Below are 19,148 nucleotides of genomic sequence, written 5' to 3' on the forward strand. Positions count from 1 at the left end.
GTGTCACTTTCGCTTTGGCAGCATTGTCTTGCCCGATTGCAGGATGAGTTACCTGCCACTGAATTTAGTATGTGGATACGTCCCTTGCAGGCAGAATTAAGCGATAATACGCTGGCGCTGTATGCACCTAATCGTTTTGTTTTAGATTGGGTAAGAGAAAAATACATTAATAATATCAACGCATTATTAGTGGATTTTTGTGGCTCTGAAGTCCCTTCTTTGCGTTTTGAAGTGGGTAATAAACCTGCATCGACACGTACACCGGAAAGTGTTCCTAAAGCTGTCGTACATCCGACAGTAAATACGGCACCTACGTATAGTCAGTCCGTTCGCCCTAGCTGGGATAATCAACCCGCGTCTCAACTGCCTGAGCTGAATTATCGCTCTAACGTTAACCCAAAACATAAGTTTGATAACTTTGTTGAAGGTAAGTCTAACCAGTTAGCGAGAGCTGCAGCAAGACAAGTTGCTGATAATCCTGGTGGTGCTTATAACCCACTCTTTTTATATGGTGGAACAGGGCTAGGTAAAACGCACTTGTTACACGCAGTGGGTAACAGCATTATGGAACGTAAAGCGAATGCAAAAGTCGTTTATATGCATTCTGAACGTTTCGTACAAGATATGGTAAAAGCGTTACAAAATAATGCGATAGAAGACTTTAAACGCTATTACCGTTCTGTGGATGCACTATTAATTGATGATATTCAATTTTTTGCCAATAAAGAGCGTTCACAAGAAGAATTTTTTCATACCTTTAATGCATTGTTAGAGGGTAATCAGCAAATTATTTTAACCTCAGACCGTTATCCTAAAGAGATTAATGGTGTTGAAGATAGATTAAAATCACGCTTTGGTTGGGGATTAACGGTGGCGATTGAACCACCAGAACTTGAAACCAGAGTAGCGATTTTGATGAAAAAAGCGGATGAAAATCAAATTCAGTTACCTGACGAAGTGGCCTTTTTTATTGCTAAAAGACTTCGTTCTAACGTCCGTGAGCTTGAAGGTGCATTAAACCGAGTGATTGCTAACGCGAATTTTACAGGTCGTGCGATTACTATCGACTTTGTACGTGAAGCATTACGTGATTTACTCGCTCTACAAGAAAAATTAGTCACTATCGATAATATTCAAAAAACAGTTGCTGAATATTATAAAATTAAAGTGGCCGATTTACTGTCGAAGCGGAGATCCCGATCGGTTGCCCGTCCGAGGCAAATGGCAATGGCGCTGGCAAAGGAACTCACAAACCACAGCTTGCCTGAAATCGGGGATGCCTTTGGTGGTCGTGATCATACAACTGTTCTTCATGCTTGTCGTAAAATAGAGCAATTGCGTGAAGAAAGTCACGATATCAAAGAAGATTTTTCTAACTTAATCAGAACATTATCATCCTAGCGCTATGAAATTTATCATTGAACGTGAACAGCTTCTTAAGCCGCTACAACAAGTGAGTGGCCCTTTGGGTGGTCGTCCTACCTTACCTATTTTAGGTAACTTATTGCTTAAGGTGACTGAAAACACCTTATCACTAACAGGAACTGACCTTGAAATGGAGATGGTGGCAAGAGTTAACCTCAGCCAATCTCATGAAATTGGCGCCACAACTGTTCCTGCGCGTAAGTTTTTTGATATTTGGCGTGGGTTACCTGAAGGCGCAGAAATTAGTGTTGAGCTTGATGGTGATCGCCTTTTAGTGCGCTCAGGTCGTAGCCGTTTTTCATTATCAACCTTACCAGCATCTGATTTTCCTAACTTAGATGATTGGCAAAGTGATGTTGAATTTACCTTGCCTCAAGCAACATTAAAACGCCTCATTGAATCCACTCAGTTTTCAATGGCACATCAAGATGTGCGTTATTACCTCAATGGTATGTTGTTTGAAACTGAAAATACAGAATTACGCACAGTTGCAACAGATGGGCACCGTTTAGCCGTATGTTCGATGGATATCGGGCAATCTTTACCGGGTCACTCGGTTATTGTTCCTCGTAAAGGTGTTATTGAATTAATGCGTCTACTGGATGGTGGTGGTGAAAGTTCACTACAACTGCAAATCGGTAGTAATAATATACGGGCGCATGTCGGTGATTTTATTTTTACCTCGAAGTTGGTTGATGGTCGTTTCCCTGACTATCGTCGTGTATTACCGAAAAACCCAAACAAAACAGTGACTGCGGGTTGTGATATTCTTAAACAGGCATTTTCTCGTGCTGCAATTTTATCCAATGAAAAATTCCGTGGTGTGCGTATAAACCTCACCAACGGTCAATTGAAAATTACAGCCAACAACCCTGAGCAAGAAGAAGCAGAAGAGATAGTTGATGTTCAATATCAAGGTGAAGAAATGGAAATTGGCTTTAATGTCAGCTATCTCCTTGATGTATTGAATACCTTGAAATGTGAAGAAGTTAAGCTGTTACTAACTGATGCCGTTTCAAGTGTTCAAGTTGAAAATGTGGCAAGTTCTGCGGCTGCTTATGTTGTTATGCCAATGCGTTTATAATAGTCACTAACATGATTTTATCCCGTTTATTGATCCGCCATTTTAGAAATATAGAACAGGCGGATCTGCCATTAGCGGATGGCTTTAATTTTCTTGTTGGACCAAACGGGAGTGGTAAAACAAGTATACTTGAAGCGATTTACACCTTAGGACATGGACGAGCATTTCGTAGTTCTCAAGCAAATCGCGTGATCCAACATGATGAAAATGAATTTATTCTTCATGGGCGTTTAAGTGGGCTTAATGAAGAGAGCCGTGGCTATGCGATTGGATTGAGTAAAGATCGCGAAGGTAATAGCACGGTACGCATTGACGGAAGCGATGGTCATAAAATTGCAGAATTAGCCAAATTATTACCCATGCAATTAATTACACCTGAAGGTTTTACTTTACTGAATGGTGGACCTAAATATCGTCGCGCGTTTATCGATTGGGGTTGTTTTCATAATGAACCTCGATTTTTCGCTGCATGGTCGGATTTAAAACGTGTTTTAAAGCAACGTAATGCGGCACTAAGGCAAGCAACGTCTTATCGACAGCTAATGCCTTGGGATAAAGAACTTATCTTATTAACGCAACAGATAAGTGAATGGCGAGCTCAATATACCGAAGATATCGCTAAAGATATTGAAGAAACGTGTCGTCTGTTTTTACCAGAATTTTCGCTGAAAGTCAGTTTTCAACGGGGCTGGGATAAAGAAACTGATTATGGTGAGTTGCTAGCACGTCAATTTGAACGTGATAAAATGTTAGCCTATACCTCACTTGGTGCTCATAAGGCAGATCTACGCATTAGAGCAAACGGCACGCCAGTAGAAGATATGTTGTCACGAGGTCAGCTCAAGCTATTGATGTGTGCTTTGAGACTGGCACAAGGTGAATATTTCACTCGTAAGAATGGGCAAAGATGCCTGTATCTGCTCGATGATTTTGCTTCCGAATTAGATGCAAGTCGGCGTCAGTTGTTAGCCGAGCGTCTAAAATCTACGCAAGCTCAGGTGTTTGTCAGTGCGATAACACAAGGGCAAGTGAAAGATATGCTAGATGTAAATAGCAGGCTATTTAGCGTAGAACGTGGCAAAATAGAGGTTAAACCATAGGAATAAAGCGAGAAACGTTGATGTCGAATACATATGACTCCTCAAGTATCAAAGTATTAAAAGGGCTGGATGCGGTGCGTAAGCGCCCGGGGATGTATATCGGGGATACAGATGATGGAACCGGTCTGCATCACATGGTCTTCGAGGTGGTCGACAACGCAATCGACGAAGCCCTCGCGGGTTTCTGTGATGAGATTATTGTCACTATCCATTCAGATAACTCCGTCTCTGTTCGAGATGATGGTCGTGGAATTCCAACCGGCATTCACCAAGAAGAGGGTGTTTCAGCAGCAGAAGTTATTATGACAGTTCTGCATGCTGGGGGTAAATTCGATGATAACTCCTATAAAGTCTCTGGTGGACTTCATGGTGTAGGGGTTTCTGTTGTTAATGCGTTGTCTGAAAAACTCGAACTGACTATTCATCGCGATGGAAAAATCCATCAGCAAATTTATCGTCATGGTGTACCTGATGATCGCTTAAAAGTGATTGGCGATACCGAAAAATCAGGAACATTTGTTCGTTTCTGGCCAAGTCTTGAAACCTTTAAGGGCGAGACTGAATTCCAGTATGAAATTTTAGCAAAACGTCTTCGTGAGTTGTCATTCTTAAACTCAGGCGTTTCTATCCGTTTAATTGATAAACGTGATAACCGTGAAGATCATTTCCACTACGAAGGCGGTATTAAGGCATTTGTTGAATACTTAAGCCGTAATAAAACGCCAATTCACCAAAATGTATTCTACTTCTCAACAGAGAAAGACAATATTGGTGTAGAAGTTGCGATGCTGTGGAATGATGGTTTCCAAGAGAATGTTTACTGCTTTACCAACAATATTCCACAACGTGATGGTGGTACACACTTAGTTGGTTTCCGTACTGCAATGACACGTACGTTAAACAACTATATGGATAAAGAAGGTTTTAATAAGAAATCGAAAATCAGTGCAACGGGTGATGATGCTCGTGAAGGTCTGATTGCGGTTGTCTCTGTTAAAGTACCTGATCCTAAATTCTCATCACAAACAAAAGATAAACTGGTTTCTTCTGAAGTTAAAACAGCAGTAGAAACGCTGATGAATGAGAAGCTGGTGGAATACCTGTTAGAAAATCCAAATGACGCCAAAATCGTTGTTGGAAAAATTATTGATGCTGCTCGTGCTCGTGAAGCTGCGCGTAAAGCGCGCGAGATGACTCGTCGTAAAGGTGCTTTAGATTTAGGTGGCTTACCAGGTAAATTAGCAGACTGTTCTGAACGTGATCCTGCTTTCTCTGAACTGTATTTAGTGGAAGGGGACTCTGCGGGCGGTTCTGCAAAACAGGGGCGTAACCGTAAAACGCAGGCTATTTTGCCGTTAAAAGGTAAAATCCTAAACGTTGAGAAAGCGCGTTTTGATAAAATGCTGGCGTCTCAAGAAGTAGCAACATTAATCACAGCATTAGGTTGTGGTATCGGTCGCGATGAATATAACCCAGATAAACTGCGTTATCACAGCATTATCATCATGACGGATGCCGACGTCGATGGTTCTCACATTCGTACTCTGCTACTGACATTCTTCTATCGTCAAATGCCAGAAATTATCGAGCGTGGTCATATTTTTATTGCTCAACCACCACTTTACAAAGTGAAGAAAGGGAAGCAAGAGCAATACATCAAAGATGATGACGCGATGGACGAATACCTGATGTCGATAGCACTTGATGGTGCAGCACTTTATATCAGTGAACATGCGCCAGCAATGCACGGTGAGCAACTTGAAAAACTGGTTGTTGACTACCATGCTGCACATAAAATTATTCGTCGTATGGAGCGTATTTATCCACTGAGTATGTTAAATAGCTTGGTGTATCACTCAACGCTAACAGAAGATGCGTTATCTGATAAAGCTAAAGTCGAAGAGTGGATGAGTGGCTTGGTTAACCGTCTAAATGAAGCGGAAGATCAAGGCAGTACTTATAGCTATACTATTGCTCAAAACGATGAAAATCGTCTATTCGAACCTGTATTACGTATTCGTACTTACGGTGTAGATACAGACTACAAATTGGATTATGACTTTATCCACAGTAGCGAATATCAACGTATTACCCATTTAGGTGACATTATTGGTAACCTAATTGAAGAGGGTGCGTTTATTGAGCGTGGAGAGCGTCGTCAGGTGATTTCAAGCTTTGAAGAAGCACTTGAGTGGCTAACGAAAGAATCTCGTCGTGGCCTTGCTGTACAGCGTTATAAAGGTCTTGGGGAAATGAACCCAGAACAATTATGGGAAACCACCATGAACCCAGATACACGCCGTATGATGCAAGTAACCGTTAAAGATGCGATTGCAACGGATGAGCTATTTACTACGTTAATGGGCGATGCGGTTGAACCTCGCCGTGCCTTTATCGAAGAGAATGCGCTGAAAGCGGCAAATATTGATATCTAATTACGTGTGATTTCATCACGAAAAATAAAAACCAGCTAATTTAATTAGCTGGTTTTTTTTATATTTATAGACGATATTTTATCGAAAGATTAACGCAGAATATTCAGCATACGGCGTAAAGGCTCTGCGGCACCCCATAACAATTGGTCACCGACAGTAAAGGCTGAAATAAATTCAGGGCCCATATTCAGTTTACGAATACGGCCTACAGGTGTGCTCAATGTACCTGTAACTGCGGCAGGTGTTAACTCTCTAATAGTCAATTCACGATCATTAGGAATGACTTTTACCCAGTCGTTATGGCTGGCAAGTAATTGTTCAATTTCAGCAACAGGTAAATCTTTTTTCAGTTTTAGAGTAAATGCTTGGCTATGGCAGCGTAATGCGCCAATACGAACACAAAGACCATCAACAGGGATAATATTTGAACCTGTGTTTAAAATCTTATTGGTTTCTGCTTGTCCTTTCCACTCTTCACGGCTCTGGCCATTTTCTAATTGTTTATCAATCCAAGGGATCAAGCTACCTGCTAGAGGAACACCAAATTGCTCAGTTGGCATCGTACCACTGCGCGTAAAGTTAGTGACTTTACGTTCAATATCTAAGATGGCGGAAGCTGGGTTTTCAAGCTCTTTTACTACTTGATTATGTAGAGAACCCATTTGTGACAGTAGCTCTCTCATATGACGAGCGCCAGCCCCAGAAGCTGCTTGATAGGTGGAGACACTTGCCCATTCCACTAAGTTGTTCGTAAATAAACCCCCTAATGACATCAGCATTAAACTGACCGTACAGTTACCACCAACAAAAGCTTTGATGCCTTTGTTTAAGCTGTCTTGAATATGTTGACCGTTGACAGGATCGAGAATAATCACAGCATCATCATTCATACGTAATGCAGATGCGGCATCAATCCAGTAACCTTGCCAACCTGCTTGGCGCAGTTTTGGATAGATTTCATTGGTATAGTCACCACCTTGGCAACTAATAATAATATCGAGTGATGCTAGCGTATCAACATCATAAGCATCTTGCAGAGTGCTACGGTGATTACCATAAGCAGGTGCTGCTTCACCTAATTGAGATGTGGTGAAGAAAACAGGGTTTATCCCATCAAAATCACGTTCTTCAACCATTCTTTGCATTAAAACGGAGCCGACCATACCACGCCAGCCCACAAAACCAACATTTTTCATTGTAATTACCCTGTCTTTGTCTGTAGGAATAGTGAGAGACCTCACACTAACCTGACAAAATATAGAGATAGGTGCAAGTGAATTTATTGATTATTTACCAAAGAATTAGAAGTGTTTCTTATAGTCTTCGTAGAGTTAACAAAAGAAAGCCACAGAACGAACAAATATCAATGAGTTGTTAAAAAAGAAAATAGGTTCGCCATAAAAATGTAAGAATATTCTGTTATATCTTATTTTGTTTTTTGGGATAAACAAAAATATATTCTTGTTTAAGAAAATAGAGTAAAAATAGAAAAATGTAAAATAGTGTAATATATAAGAAAAACGTATTTACTTAGAGGTCACTCCAAGCTTTATACTAAACGCTACTGTTTAATAGATGATGTATTTTCATAAATAAAAAATAATGATGAAGGTTCTTCATTTTATTTGAATTTTATTTTACCGCTTATTAAGTGGTGTTAGGAGGCGAAATGGATATATCAACAGTCATTCCATTATCTACGTACTACTCGTATTTAAAACGGTTTGTGATTTCACCAACCACGATGGGTACTATCGCGCCTTCATCTCGTTGGTTATGTTATGAAATGCTGGATAAACTCAATTGGCAACAGGACATTCAAGTTGCTGAATTAGGTGCTGGCACAGGGGTTATTACCCAACAAATTTTAAAAAGAATGTCGGTGAGTTCCTCATTAGATGTTTTTGAAATAGAACCTAGTTTTGCAACAGAATTAGATAAAATCGATGATAATCGATTAAAGGTTTACACTGCATCTGCGGAGAAATTAGACAGTCATTATAATATGATTATTTCAGGATTACCTTTTTTATCTATACCAAAGAAAACAGGCTTAAGAATTTTAAAACGAGTGCATAAAGAGTTATTAAAAACACAAGGTTGTTTTGTGTTATTTCAATATACTACTCGATATGAAAAAACGTTATCTCGTTATTTTCATTTAGAAAAGAAATTAGTCTTGCTTAATGTTCCTCCTGCTTGGGTTTATTATTGCACGCCTAAAAATAATATAGGGTAAATGCAAGGCTTGCTCGCTTTTTATATTGCAAATAACAAATAAGAATAGATGTTATTTATTTAGATAAAGTTTGAGCAAGCAAGATAATACTCTTTTCAATTTCATTTGGATTATGAGCAGCATATCCTAATAAAACACCTTTCTTTGGATATGTTTGAATACAGTAACGCGCCAAAGGCTGTATGGCTAATCCTATTTCTCGCGCTTTTTTAACGACATATTCTTCTGTATAACCTGATTTTAGCCAGCAGACAATATGGATGCCCGAATCCGTGGGCTCAACATGAAAAACATGAGATAAATGTGTTTTTATAGCATTAGTTAACACTTGATAACGTTCATAGCAGGTTTTTCTTATTCTTCTTACATGGCGGGCGTAATGCCCTTGAGACATAAATAGCGCTAATGTTGCTTGTTCTAGAAAACCTGAATGTGAATCGGTGTAGTATTTAGCGACTTTAAAGGCTTCGATTAAGGCTTGAGGTACGACTAAAAAACCTAAACGAAATCCGGGATACATCATTTTTGAAAATGTTCCAGCATAGACAACTCGCTGATATTTATCTAACCCTTGTAGGGATTGGATAGGTTTAGTGTGATAGCGAAACTCACTGTTATAGTCATCTTCAAAGATCCATACATTATTGGATGATGCCCACTCTAACAACGCAATACGGCGTGAAAGTGAGAGCGTATTACCCAAAGGGAATTGATGAGAAGGTGTGGTAAAAACAAGTTTTGCTTCAGGGCACTGCGCTATTCCTTGAGAAATATCCATTCCATCAATATCTGAACTTATTGGATGTGGTTTTATACCATAAGAAGTGAAGATACCCCGAGCACTGTCATAACCAGGATCATCTAGCCAAACGGTATCTCCCTCTTGTAATAGTACTCTAGTGGTGAGATTTATCGCTTGCTGCGTACCATTTACAATAATGATTTGCTCAGGCTGACAAGTGAGCCCTCGAGTTGATTGAACATATTGGCATATCATCTCTTTTAAAGGAGTGTAGCCTGTTGGCGAATTAAATGTTGCGAGTGCTTTTTTTGATTGTCGCCAAACCCGCCCTAATAATCTTCCCCAAAGTTCATGAGGAAAAAGATCCACACAGCCAACGCCAACATGAAATATAGGACTGCTATTGATATTGGGTTGTGACTGTTGCCAAAAAGCGTGTGCTTTTTGCATATTGGGGTTTAGTGTTTCTAATGGGTTTTTGATGTGTGATGAAGAAATAGAGCGGATGGTTTTGGCCCACTTATCCGAAATAATGGCATCTGGGATTGTATTTGCAACAAAAGTTCCTGCACCACGACGAGTAAATAAATAACCTTCATCAATTAAACGTTCAAAGCCTGCAATAACAGAGTTACGAGAAATCGACATCATTTCGGCTAATGTGCGACTTGATGGTAGACGGCTACCTGATGTTAAGCGCTCATCTAAAATCGCCTTTCTAATCGCGTGATAAACCTGAGAACCAATGGGTCCTTCTTCTAAAACAAGATTAGGGAAATACGCAGTTTTTTTCTGTTTCATAAAGTGGATCCTATAAAAACACAAAAAGTGTACCTTATTGAGAACCAAAATTAAACGTACCATGACCACGATTAAAGGCAGGTGATACTTTTTTATAGCATTGATGAAAGTAGAAGGAAGTGAAGAGATGAGCACAACACCAATAACTGTTTCAATCCAGTTTGTTGAGCAAGAGCATTATGCTCAATGGTTGCCACATTGGTTAAGTTATCAAGCATTTTATAAAGTTGAGTTATCAGAAGAGATAACATTAAAAACATGGGCACGTTTTTTTGATGAAAAAGAACCTGTTTATTGTGCCGTAGCAATGGAAGGTGAAAAGGTATTGGGTTTTGTTCATTATCTTTTTCATCGTTCAACATGGGCTGAAAGTGATTTTTGTTATTTAGAAGATTTATTTGTTTCACCAGATACACGTGGTCGCCATGTAGGTAAGCAACTTATTGAGTTTGTTCATCAACAAGCAAAACAGCGTGATTGTGCTCGTCTATATTGGCATACACAGGAAACTAATTTACGTGGTCAGCGCTTATATAATTGGGTAGCAGAAAAACCGGGTGTGATTGAATACCGTATGGCGCTATAAAAGAATGTTAGATAGGACAGGCCGGGTATAAAAGAGATGGCGATATTTACCATCTCTTTTCTGAGTTAGGGTTATTTATTTGATTTTGGGTTAATTAAACTCTTGTTGGCAATAAAACTCATTGCCAACTTTTTTTGCTTCTTCACAAGCCTGTTTCATTAATTCATCTGCTTTTTGCTTGTTAGGCTCAATAATATGATATTGGGCAGAGAACATAAAAGAAGCCATTGCTTGAGCGAATCCTTCAAAAGTCATTTCATTAGCTTTTGCAAACCATATATTCGCTTTTTCTGTATCTACAGGCACATTGCCAACCCCACTATAAAGAACACCTAACCAAATTGGAGCGTAAACAAGCTCTGGTTGATGAATCGCTGCGACTTCTTCTAATAATACAATCGCTTTTTGGTGATCTGTTTCTCCAGATAATGGTGCAATGAGCGCTGTTGCTAAACTTATTTTTCCTCTTATGCTTCCTTTATTTACTGCGAGAGTAGCTAATTTTTTTGCTTCGATATAATTATTTTTAAAATAAGGGTCGGCATTAAATAAGTAAATATCAGCAAGCAGTGCGTAGGCATCGGCATAATCATTTTTTATTGCTTCATTTGCCCACAATTGTGCATTAAGAAGGTTTTTTTCTACACCGGCTCCCATCGAATACATTTCAGCCAATTGATATTGAGCTTGTGCATTATGGTTTAGTGCTTCTTTGCGAGTATCTTCAAATTTTCTTTTATCTTGCTCTTCAAAATTAGCATGTAAAGAAAACGAGCAAACAAGAGTAAGTAGGCTGATAAGAGTCGAAATATATTTAATAAATGTCATGTAGAGTACCGTTTGTAATGATTTTGAAAATCTTACCAATAATAATGGTATAAAAGCAGTTAATTTCTTCGACTTAATCATATGAATAATATTGGGAGAGCCAAAATGGCTATTGATCTTAGCAATCTAGTGACTGAAAGTAGGAATCATGACAGTGAGAATATCGATACGCTTTCAACGTTGGATATGCTAAGTGTCATTAATAATGAAGATAAAAAAGTACCATTCGCAATAGAAAAAGTGCTACCTGAAATTGCACAACTGGTTGATAAAGTTGCTGTTGCATTTACACAGGGTGGACGCCTTATTTATTGTGGCGCGGGTACGTCGGGGCGATTAGGGATTTTAGATGCCAGTGAATGCCCGCCAACCTACGGTACTCCTCATGAAATGGTGATTGGATTAATTGCGGGTGGACACAAGGCTATTTTACAAGCTGTCGAGAATGCAGAAGACAATATTCAATTAGGCGAACAAGATTTACGCCAGCTTAATTTTAACGAGAAAGATGTTTTAGTGGGTATTGCTGCAAGTGGTAGAACACCTTATGTGATGGGCGCTTTACAGTATGCAAAATCACTCGGGGCAATAACGGGAGCGATTAGTTGTAATCCTGAAAGCCCGATTGCCAAACTTGCTGATATTGCTATTACACCAGTTGTGGGTGCTGAAGTGATAACCGGATCATCACGTATGAAAGCGGGTACAGCACAAAAACTTATCTTAAATATGATAACCACAGGTGCGATGATAAAGATTGGCAAGGTATTTGGTAATTTAATGGTGGATGTTGAAGCGACCAATGCCAAATTGGTTGAACGCCAAATTCGTATTGTGATGCAAGCAACCGAGTGTGAAAGAACTATCGCTGAAGAAGCGTTATCACAATGTCATCGTCATTGTAAAACGGCAATTTTAATGATCCTAGCAAATGTAGATGCACCGCAAGCCACACAGATGCTTAATCAAAACAAAGGATTTATTAGAAAGGCATTGGGTGAGTGATTTTCATTTATTAAATAGAGAGTTAAATTTTATTCTTGATTAAAGCCAGCAAATACAAGGTATCTACTGGCTTGGTGATGGGTTGTAAACAGCTAAGAAATCTTACTCAATGTTTTGGATCTGCTCGCGCATTTGTTCAATTAAAACTTTTAATTCAATGGCTGAATTAGTGACTTCTGTATTAATTGATTTTGAGGCTAACGTATTAGATTCACGGTTAAATTCTTGCATCATAAAATCAAGACGACGACCTACCGCTTCCTTTTTCACAAGAATTTTGCGTGTTTCTTTAACGTGAGCTTCTAATCTATCAAGCTCTTCAGCAACATCTAAACGTTGCGCTAACATCACTAACTCTTGCTCTAAGCGATTATTATCAATTTGAACTAGAGCTTCTTCTAATTTGTTGGTTAAGCGTTCACGTTGCCATTGTAAAACTTCTGGCATTTGTGCTCTTACCTTAACAACTTCTTCGCAAACGGCATCTAAACGCTGTTCGATAAGTACTTTTAGTGATTGCCCTTCAGCTTCACGGCTTGCAATAAATGCGTCAATTGCTAAATCTAATTCAGCTAAAAGCTCAGTACCAATGGCATCTAAATCTTGCTCTTGTGCTGAGATAACACCTGGCCAACGTAAAATATCAAATGGGCTGATAGTGCCTTCATGGCTGTGGCTTTTTACCCAGTTGGCAGAAACAATCAGTTGTTTTGCCAAATTTTCATCAAGATTAAGTTCACCTTGAAAACGAGCGTTAAGATCAAAGCGTAAATTACATTCAATTTTACCACGGATTAAGCGATTACGTAGACGTTCACGAATAACGGGTTCTAAACTACGTAATTGCTCAGGTAAACGAATATAAGTTTCAAGGTAACGTTGGTTTACGGAACGCAGTTCCCATGCAGCGCTACCCCAGTCTTTTTTGATGTCTCGGCGAGCAAAAGCGGTCATGCTACGGATCATAATAGGGTCTCAATAGTGTAAAAGATGATACGATTATAACCCTAGGCATCGATACAGGATAGGCATAAGCCATTTTAGGTCGTATAATGCGCCCCCAATATGTCAGAGAAAGCGGAGATAACACCATGCGTCCAGCAGACAGACAAGCAGACCAAGTACGTCCTATTACCATAACTCGCCATTATACAAAACATGCTGAAGGTTCTGTATTAGTTGAGTTTGGTGATACTAAAGTCTTGTGTAACGCCACTGTAGAAGACGGTGTACCACGTTTTCTTAAAGGACAAGGGCAAGGATGGGTGACCGCAGAATACGGTATGCTGCCTCGTGCAACCAATAGCCGTAATGCACGCGAAGCGGCTCGCGGTAAACAAACCGGCCGTACTATGGAAATTCAGCGTTTAATTGCTCGTTCATTACGTGCAGCGGTTGATTTAAAAGCATTGGGTGAATATACCATCACTGTTGATTGTGATGTTATTCAAGCTGATGGTGGTACACGTACTGCGTCTATCTCTGGTGCTTGCGTAGCATTAGTTGATGCATTAAATAAAATGGTTGAAGAAGGTAAGCTGAAAAAAAGCCCCCTAAAATCAATGGTAGCCGCAGTTTCTGTGGGTATTGTTGATGGTGAACCATTATGCGATCTTGAATATGTTGAAGATTCTGCAGCAGAAACTGATATGAATGTGGTGATGATTGATGATGGTCGTATGATTGAAGTTCAAGGTACGGCAGAAGGCGCCCCATTTAGCCATGAAGAATTACTTGCTTTACTCGCCCTAGCGAAGGGGGGATTAGAGAAGATATTTGAAGCGCAAAAAGAGGCGCTTAAGCAATAGATTTTATATTTAAGGCGACTGAGAAGTCGCCTTTTTTATGCCTAAAATTTGTCATCAAGTAACGTAGAGAGGAGAAAAAAATGAAAGCCTACCAACGCCGCTTTATCGAACTAGCATTAGCAAAAAATGTGCTGAAATTTGGTGAGTTCACACTAAAATCAGGACGAGTGAGTCCTTACTTTTTTAATGCCGGTTTATTCAATACAGGGCGTGATTTGGCTTTACTGGGGCAATTCTATGCGCAAACATTATTAGATAATAATGTGCCTTGTGACGTGTTGTTTGGGCCTGCTTATAAAGGTATCCCCATTGCAACTACAACGGCAGTCGCATTAGTTGAACATCATGATATTGATATTCCTTATTGCTTTAATCGTAAGGAAGCGAAAGATCATGGTGAAGGGGGAACATTAGTAGGAAGTCCTTTAAAAGGTGATGTTGTGATTGTTGATGATGTTATCACAGCAGGTACAGCTATTCGTGAATCAATGGAAATTATTAAACAGCATGATGCAACGCTTTCTGCTGTGTTATTAAGCTTGGATAGACAAGAAAAAGGGCGAGAAGAACTTTCTGCAATACAAGAGTTAAAACGTGACTATCAATGCCAAGTGTATTCGATTATTACTCTAGATGATTTAATTAACTACCTAAGTGAGAGTGAAACGTTATCTGAGCATTTACCTGCAGTTAAAGCTTATCGTGAGCGCTATGGCGTTAATTAATAAAGTAAAAATACGATAAATAAATGGTTGATTATAGGTAAAAAAAAGCCCTCGCCCAATAATGGGCGGGGTGAGTAGTACAATGAATCTTCTGTGATAATTACCACAGATATTGAAATATAAAAAGGACTTTTACAGCAGGGGCAAAGCGATTCGCTAATGCCACAATGTAGGAATTGCACAAATGCCATTCCTGATAAATACATTGAGGTACTTATGTACCAGAGGACGCATGTTAACACAAATAAGAAAAAAACGGCATATATGTCAATTTCAAATTCTTGAGTTAAATCACGAGTCCATCATTTCATTGTAATTGTGCCAATATTAATGGCCAGCGAGCTTCAAATTCCAGGGTCGGTTGATAACGAAATTCAGTACGCACAAAACGCGCTAACATACCTTCACAAAAAGCGAGTAGTTGTGAAGCAAGTAAGGCTTCATCATGTAAAAATGCACTACCTTCACGAATTTTTCGCTCTTTGATAACTTGTCGAAGCTGAACTTCAATACGCTCATAAAGTTGATTTATGCGGCCTTGTAATCTGTCTTGCTCAAACATCAAAGCATGACCCGTTAAAATACGGGATAGCCCTGGATTTTTTTCAGCAAAACCGAGGATCAAGATGAGAATTAAGCGAATTCTGGCTATTGTTTCTTTTTCATCTTTTAAGATCAAATTAATACGAGAAACTAAGCTATCTTCGATAAACTCAATCAAACTATCAAACATTTTTGTCTTACTTGGGAAATGTCGATAGAGTGCCGCTTCAGATACGCCGACAGTTGCAGCTAGTTTTGCCGTTGTAATGCGTTGGCTACCATCACTTGACTCTAACATTTGAGCAAGTGATTGTAAGATTTCATCCCGTCTATTTCTTTTCTTTTTGGTTTCTTTTTCTTCTGCCATGACTGATAAGGCCCCTGCTAAAAGCAAAACAAATCAGTAAACCTTTGCACTCAAATTTTAAGTGCAAAGGGAGTGATATCGTCATTGATATAATTAATGCAAGACGTCGTTATTATTGGCGGCCGGAGTGACCAAAGCCACCGCTACCACGTTCCGTTGCGGTAAAATCTTCAACAATATTAAATTCAGCTTGAACGACAGGTACGATAACCATCTGAGCAATACGCTCGCCTGGTTCGATGGTGAACGCCTTCTGCCCACGATTCCAAACTGACACCATCAATTGACCTTGGTAGTCAGAATCAATCAGTCCAACTAAGTTACCTAATACAACACCGTGTTTATGGCCCAATCCTGAACGAGGAAGCACCATTGCTGCTAAACCTTCATCGGCAATATGTACAGCGAGACCTGTCGGTAATAATTCAGTTTGCCCTGGTTCAAGTACCAATGGTGCATCAAGGCAAGCACGTAAATCTAAACCAGCAGAGCCTGTTGTGGCATAAGCAGGAAGTGGATATTCTTGACCAATACGAGCATCAAGAATTTTAACATCAATTTTTTTCATCATAGTGTTTGGCTATCTCGTCAAGTAGGCGATGGCTAAGTTGTGCTTTACTACTGTGTGGTAAACGCGTTTCTCCATTAGCCCAAATAAGGTGTAATGCATTGTTGTCACTGTTAAAGCCTTGATTTTCTAATGAAACATCATTGGCACAGATTAAATCGAGCTGTTTCTGTTCTCGTTTTTTGCGGGCATATTCTTCCACATTCTGGGTTTCGGCTGCAAATCCAACAACAAAAGGACGGTGCTCAATCATTTTTCCGACACTGGCGACAATATCGGGGTTTTTTACCATAGTGATGGTGACTTCATCACCTTGTTTTTTAATTTTTTCAGTCGCAATAAGTTTAGCGCGATAATCTGCAACGGCTGCACAACCAATAAAAATATCTTGTGAAGGCGCTAGCATCATCACTTGTTCATACATGTCTTGTGCGCTTTCAACGTCGATACGTTTAACACAAGCGGGTGTCGGTAATGTGACAGGGCCTGCGATAAGTGTGACATCAGCTCCACGTAGTGCGGCTGCTTGTGCAATTGCAAAGCCCATTTTTCCAGAGCTATGGTTGCTGATAAAACGTACCGGATCTAGCGCTTCACGAGTAGGCCCTGCGGTGATTGTAATTTTTTTGCCCGCCAAATCTTGTTGCTGTAAAGTAAGTTGTTTTTCAGCTAATGCGACGAGCTCTAAAGGATCGAGCATTCGTCCCGGCCCTACATCACCACAAGCTTGACTACCAGAGTCAGGCCCCCAAATTAAACAGCCACGTTGCTCTAAAGCGGATAAATTTTCTTGTGTAATTGTGGCTCTGTACATTTGCTGGTTCATTGCTGGAGCAATGGCAATCGGTGCGCTACTCGCTAAACAGAGTGTGGTGAGTAAATCATTTGCCATACCCACTCGCAAACGTGCAATAAGATCGGCAGTAGCGGGTGCAAGTAGAATTAAATCAGCCCATTTGCCTAATTCAATATGCCCCATAGCGGCTTCTGCTGCAGGATCAAGTAAGTCATCTGCTACAGGGAAGCCAGAAACGGCTTGTAATGATAATGGTGTGACAAAAGCATGTGCCGCAGGTGTCATTACAACACGGACAATAGCACCTTTATCACGTAAACGGCGGACAAGTTCAGGTGCTTTATAGGCCGCAATACCACCACTAATACCAAGAATAATCTTTTTGTTGTGAAGTGTAGTCATGATGAAATGCCTAAGTACATAAATAATTGTCCGCAATTTTACCACAAGGTATCCGTGAATTCGGAATTCTATGTAACTTCATGTTTTATTGATTAAATTTTTGTGGGTCATCTCGCACAATTTTGATATGTGTCTTTTTCATACAATATAAGCAGTTTATAGTAAATTGACTGTATAAAACAACAGTTGTTTTATGATTGGCGTTTTATGATGTGCAATGAAAAAACAATAATGCGATTAATGTAAATAAAATCAATTACTAACCCTAAAACCTTTACTTAATAAGGAGCCCAAGGATGGAAAATCAATCGGTTAGTGCGCTTTTACCCAGAGAGAAATTGTTACTTTATGGCGTGGGATCCCTTTCGGATATTGAGTTACTTGCGCTTTTTTTACGCACCGGCACTTATGAAAAATCTGTATTAGAATTGGCGGCTTTTTTACTTAAAGAGTGTGGTTCTCTTTATCATGTTATTAATGCTGATTATGAAACGTTAGGGCGCTTTAAAGGTGTAGGGATCGGTAAATTTACCCAGCTACAAGCGATTAATGAGATGGCACAGCGCTTTTCCACAACACAATTTATGTATAAAAATGTATTATCTTCTTCAGAAGATACAAAGCATTACTTACAAAAATTATTGCATTGGCGAGACAGAGAAGTGTTTGTGGTACTGTTTCTTGATAATCAAAATCAATTGATTGCATTTGAAGAGATGTTTAAAGGTACAATTAATCGAGTAGAAGTTCATCCCAGAGAAATTGTTCGTCAATCAATAAAAAAGAATGCAACATCTATTATTCTTGCTCATAATCACCCTTCTGGTATTTGCGAACCAAGTCTCGCAGATAAAGAAATAACAGAAAAAATTTTTGCTGCTTGTCAATTAGTGGGTGTAAATGTACTGGATCACCTTGTGATAGGGCATGATAATTGTGTTTCTTTCGCAGAACGAGGTTGGTTGTAGCAAATATTTTTGTAATTATTGTCAATCTTTATTTGTACGGGTCTTGAGCGTTGAGGCCATTGGGCGTATACTACGCCACCTTTGAGGATCTTGGGTTTGGCGAGAAGAGCCTATCTCAGCAAGTTTTTTCTGAGGTGTTTACACAGTTTTTCAATCGTTAAAAGTTGCTGAGATGGGCTCCAAAGCCTGACGAGGCGGTCAAACCTGATATTAAAGCTCGAGCTGATTAGATTTTTGGAGAATAGACATGTCCCGAGTCTGCCAAGTTACCGGCAAGCGTCCTGTGAGTGGAAACAACCGCTCTCACGCATTAAACGCGACTAAACGCCGTTTTCTGCCAAACCTGCACTCTCACCGTTTCTGGGTTGAGTCTGAGAAACGTTTCGTAACTCTGCGTGTATCTGCTAAAGGTATGCGTGTGATTGATAAGAAAGGCATCGAATCTGTATTAGCAGATTTACGTGCCCGTGGTGAGAAGTTCTAAGGAGCTGAAAAATGGCTAAAGGTATTCGCGAGAAAATTAAACTCGTCTCTTCTGCTGGTACAGGTCACTTCTATACCACTACGAAGAACAAACGCACTATGCCAGAAAAACTGGAAATGAAAAAATTCGATCCAGTTGTTCGTCAACATGTGCTTTATAAAGAAGCTAAAATTAAATAATTTTAGTTTTCTTAAAAAACCCGACCTTAGTGTCGGGTTTTTTGTTATCTGAAGCCTGCTAAG

The 19,148-nt window shown here is 39.6% G+C and carries 19 protein-coding genes; 12 read left to right on the forward strand and 7 right to left on the reverse strand.

The features are described 5' to 3' along the window. Genes dnaA through gyrB form a run of 4 tightly spaced genes read left to right on the forward strand, consistent with a single transcriptional unit; the run spans position 1 to position 6,044 of the window. Positions 1–1,401, forward strand: coding sequence for a chromosomal replication initiator protein DnaA (dnaA, locus tag LG402_RS00005; RefSeq protein ID WP_166539280.1), 1,401 nt, complete (start codon positions 1–3; stop codon positions 1,399–1,401). A 4-nt stretch (positions 1,402–1,405) separates the two neighbouring features. Further along, positions 1,406–2,509 carry a DNA polymerase III subunit beta gene (dnaN, locus tag LG402_RS00010; protein WP_166539281.1) on the forward strand — a complete coding sequence of 368 codons (1,104 nt, stop codon included), beginning with the start codon at positions 1,406–1,408 and terminating at the stop codon, positions 2,507–2,509. An 11-nt stretch (positions 2,510–2,520) separates the two neighbouring features. Beyond that, entirely contained in the window at positions 2,521–3,609 is a 1,089-nt protein-coding gene (gene recF, locus LG402_RS00015) for a DNA replication/repair protein RecF (RefSeq protein WP_072070479.1), read from the forward strand. A 20-nt stretch (positions 3,610–3,629) separates the two neighbouring features. Continuing rightward, positions 3,630–6,044, forward strand: coding sequence for a DNA topoisomerase (ATP-hydrolyzing) subunit B (gyrB, locus tag LG402_RS00020; protein ID WP_166539282.1), 2,415 nt, complete (start codon positions 3,630–3,632; stop codon positions 6,042–6,044). Between the two features lie 89 nt (positions 6,045–6,133). Here the strand turns inward: gyrB and asd are convergent, their stop codons facing one another. Beyond that, entirely contained in the window at positions 6,134–7,240 is a 1,107-nt protein-coding gene (gene asd, locus LG402_RS00025; protein WP_227336229.1) for an aspartate-semialdehyde dehydrogenase, read from the reverse strand. A 473-nt stretch (positions 7,241–7,713) separates the two neighbouring features. Here asd and LG402_RS00030 point away from each other — a divergent pair, with 473 nt between their 5' ends. Further along, complete coding sequence (locus LG402_RS00030; RefSeq protein WP_166539283.1) at positions 7,714–8,283, forward strand: class I SAM-dependent methyltransferase; 570 nt, start codon at positions 7,714–7,716, stop codon at positions 8,281–8,283. Between the two features lie 55 nt (positions 8,284–8,338). Here the strand turns inward: LG402_RS00030 and LG402_RS00035 are convergent, their stop codons facing one another. After that, on the reverse strand, positions 8,339–9,826 hold the full coding sequence (locus LG402_RS00035) for a PLP-dependent aminotransferase family protein (RefSeq protein ID WP_227336230.1): 1,488 nt from the start codon (positions 9,824–9,826) through the stop codon (positions 8,339–8,341). Positions 9,827–9,953: 127 nt separating this feature from the next. On the opposite strand from LG402_RS00035, the gene LG402_RS00040 reads away from it, so the two are divergent. Beyond that, positions 9,954–10,412, forward strand: a complete 459-nt coding sequence (locus LG402_RS00040) for a GNAT family N-acetyltransferase (protein ID WP_109409873.1) — start codon at positions 9,954–9,956, stop codon at positions 10,410–10,412. A gap of 90 nt (positions 10,413–10,502) precedes the next feature. Here LG402_RS00040 and LG402_RS00045 read toward each other — a convergent pair whose 3' ends face one another. After that, complete coding sequence (locus LG402_RS00045) at positions 10,503–11,240, reverse strand: tetratricopeptide repeat protein (protein WP_227336231.1); 738 nt, start codon at positions 11,238–11,240, stop codon at positions 10,503–10,505. Between the two features lie 105 nt (positions 11,241–11,345). On the opposite strand from LG402_RS00045, the gene murQ reads away from it, so the two are divergent. Continuing rightward, positions 11,346–12,245 (forward strand): N-acetylmuramic acid 6-phosphate etherase, encoded by a 900-nt coding sequence (murQ, locus tag LG402_RS00050; RefSeq protein WP_227336232.1) that lies wholly within the window; start codon positions 11,346–11,348, stop codon positions 12,243–12,245. A gap of 102 nt (positions 12,246–12,347) precedes the next feature. Here the strand turns inward: murQ and LG402_RS00055 are convergent, their stop codons facing one another. Next, positions 12,348–13,211, reverse strand: a complete 864-nt coding sequence (locus LG402_RS00055) for a YicC/YloC family endoribonuclease (protein WP_227336233.1) — start codon at positions 13,209–13,211, stop codon at positions 12,348–12,350. Positions 13,212–13,336: 125 nt separating this feature from the next. Between LG402_RS00055 and rph the strand changes: the two genes are divergently transcribed. Further along, a complete protein-coding gene (gene rph, locus LG402_RS00060) occupies positions 13,337–14,053 on the forward strand; it encodes a ribonuclease PH (protein ID WP_072070469.1) in 717 nt (238 codons plus the stop codon). A gap of 80 nt (positions 14,054–14,133) precedes the next feature. Then, on the forward strand, positions 14,134–14,778 hold the full coding sequence (pyrE, locus tag LG402_RS00065; protein WP_166539289.1) for an orotate phosphoribosyltransferase: 645 nt from the start codon (positions 14,134–14,136) through the stop codon (positions 14,776–14,778). Positions 14,779–15,085: 307 nt separating this feature from the next. Here the strand turns inward: pyrE and slmA are convergent, their stop codons facing one another. From slmA to coaBC, 3 genes are all read right to left on the reverse strand, one after another. Beyond that, positions 15,086–15,688, reverse strand: coding sequence for a nucleoid occlusion factor SlmA (gene slmA, locus LG402_RS00070; protein WP_166539290.1), 603 nt, complete (start codon positions 15,686–15,688; stop codon positions 15,086–15,088). Positions 15,689–15,800: 112 nt separating this feature from the next. Beyond that, positions 15,801–16,259 carry a dUTP diphosphatase gene (gene dut / locus LG402_RS00075; protein ID WP_109409849.1) on the reverse strand — a complete coding sequence of 153 codons (459 nt, stop codon included), beginning with the start codon at positions 16,257–16,259 and terminating at the stop codon, positions 15,801–15,803. After that, the gene (gene coaBC, locus LG402_RS00080) at positions 16,243–17,454 is read right to left on the reverse strand and encodes a bifunctional phosphopantothenoylcysteine decarboxylase/phosphopantothenate--cysteine ligase CoaBC (protein ID WP_166539291.1); all 1,212 of its coding nucleotides are present in this window, start codon (positions 17,452–17,454) and stop codon (positions 16,243–16,245) included. The genes dut and coaBC overlap by 17 nt, the downstream gene beginning before the upstream one ends. A 296-nt stretch (positions 17,455–17,750) precedes the next feature. On the opposite strand from coaBC, the gene radC reads away from it, so the two are divergent. The 3 genes from radC (at position 17,751) to rpmG (ending at position 19,085) form a co-directional block, all read left to right on the forward strand. Continuing rightward, positions 17,751–18,422: a RadC family protein gene (radC, locus tag LG402_RS00085; protein ID WP_166539292.1), complete on the forward strand. Its 672-nt coding sequence runs from the start codon at positions 17,751–17,753 to the stop codon at positions 18,420–18,422. 247 nt (positions 18,423–18,669) lie between these two features. Next, positions 18,670–18,906 (forward strand): 50S ribosomal protein L28, encoded by a 237-nt coding sequence (rpmB, locus tag LG402_RS00090; RefSeq protein ID WP_036914542.1) that lies wholly within the window; start codon positions 18,670–18,672, stop codon positions 18,904–18,906. 11 nt (positions 18,907–18,917) lie between these two features. Beyond that, the gene (rpmG, locus tag LG402_RS00095) at positions 18,918–19,085 is read left to right on the forward strand and encodes a 50S ribosomal protein L33 (RefSeq protein WP_006534250.1); all 168 of its coding nucleotides are present in this window, start codon (positions 18,918–18,920) and stop codon (positions 19,083–19,085) included. The last annotated feature ends 63 nt before the right edge of the window (positions 19,086–19,148 follow it).

Origin of the sequence: Proteus sp. NMG38-2, assembly GCF_020640995.1 — a bacterium.
Lineage (GTDB): Bacteria > Pseudomonadota > Gammaproteobacteria > Enterobacterales > Enterobacteriaceae > Proteus.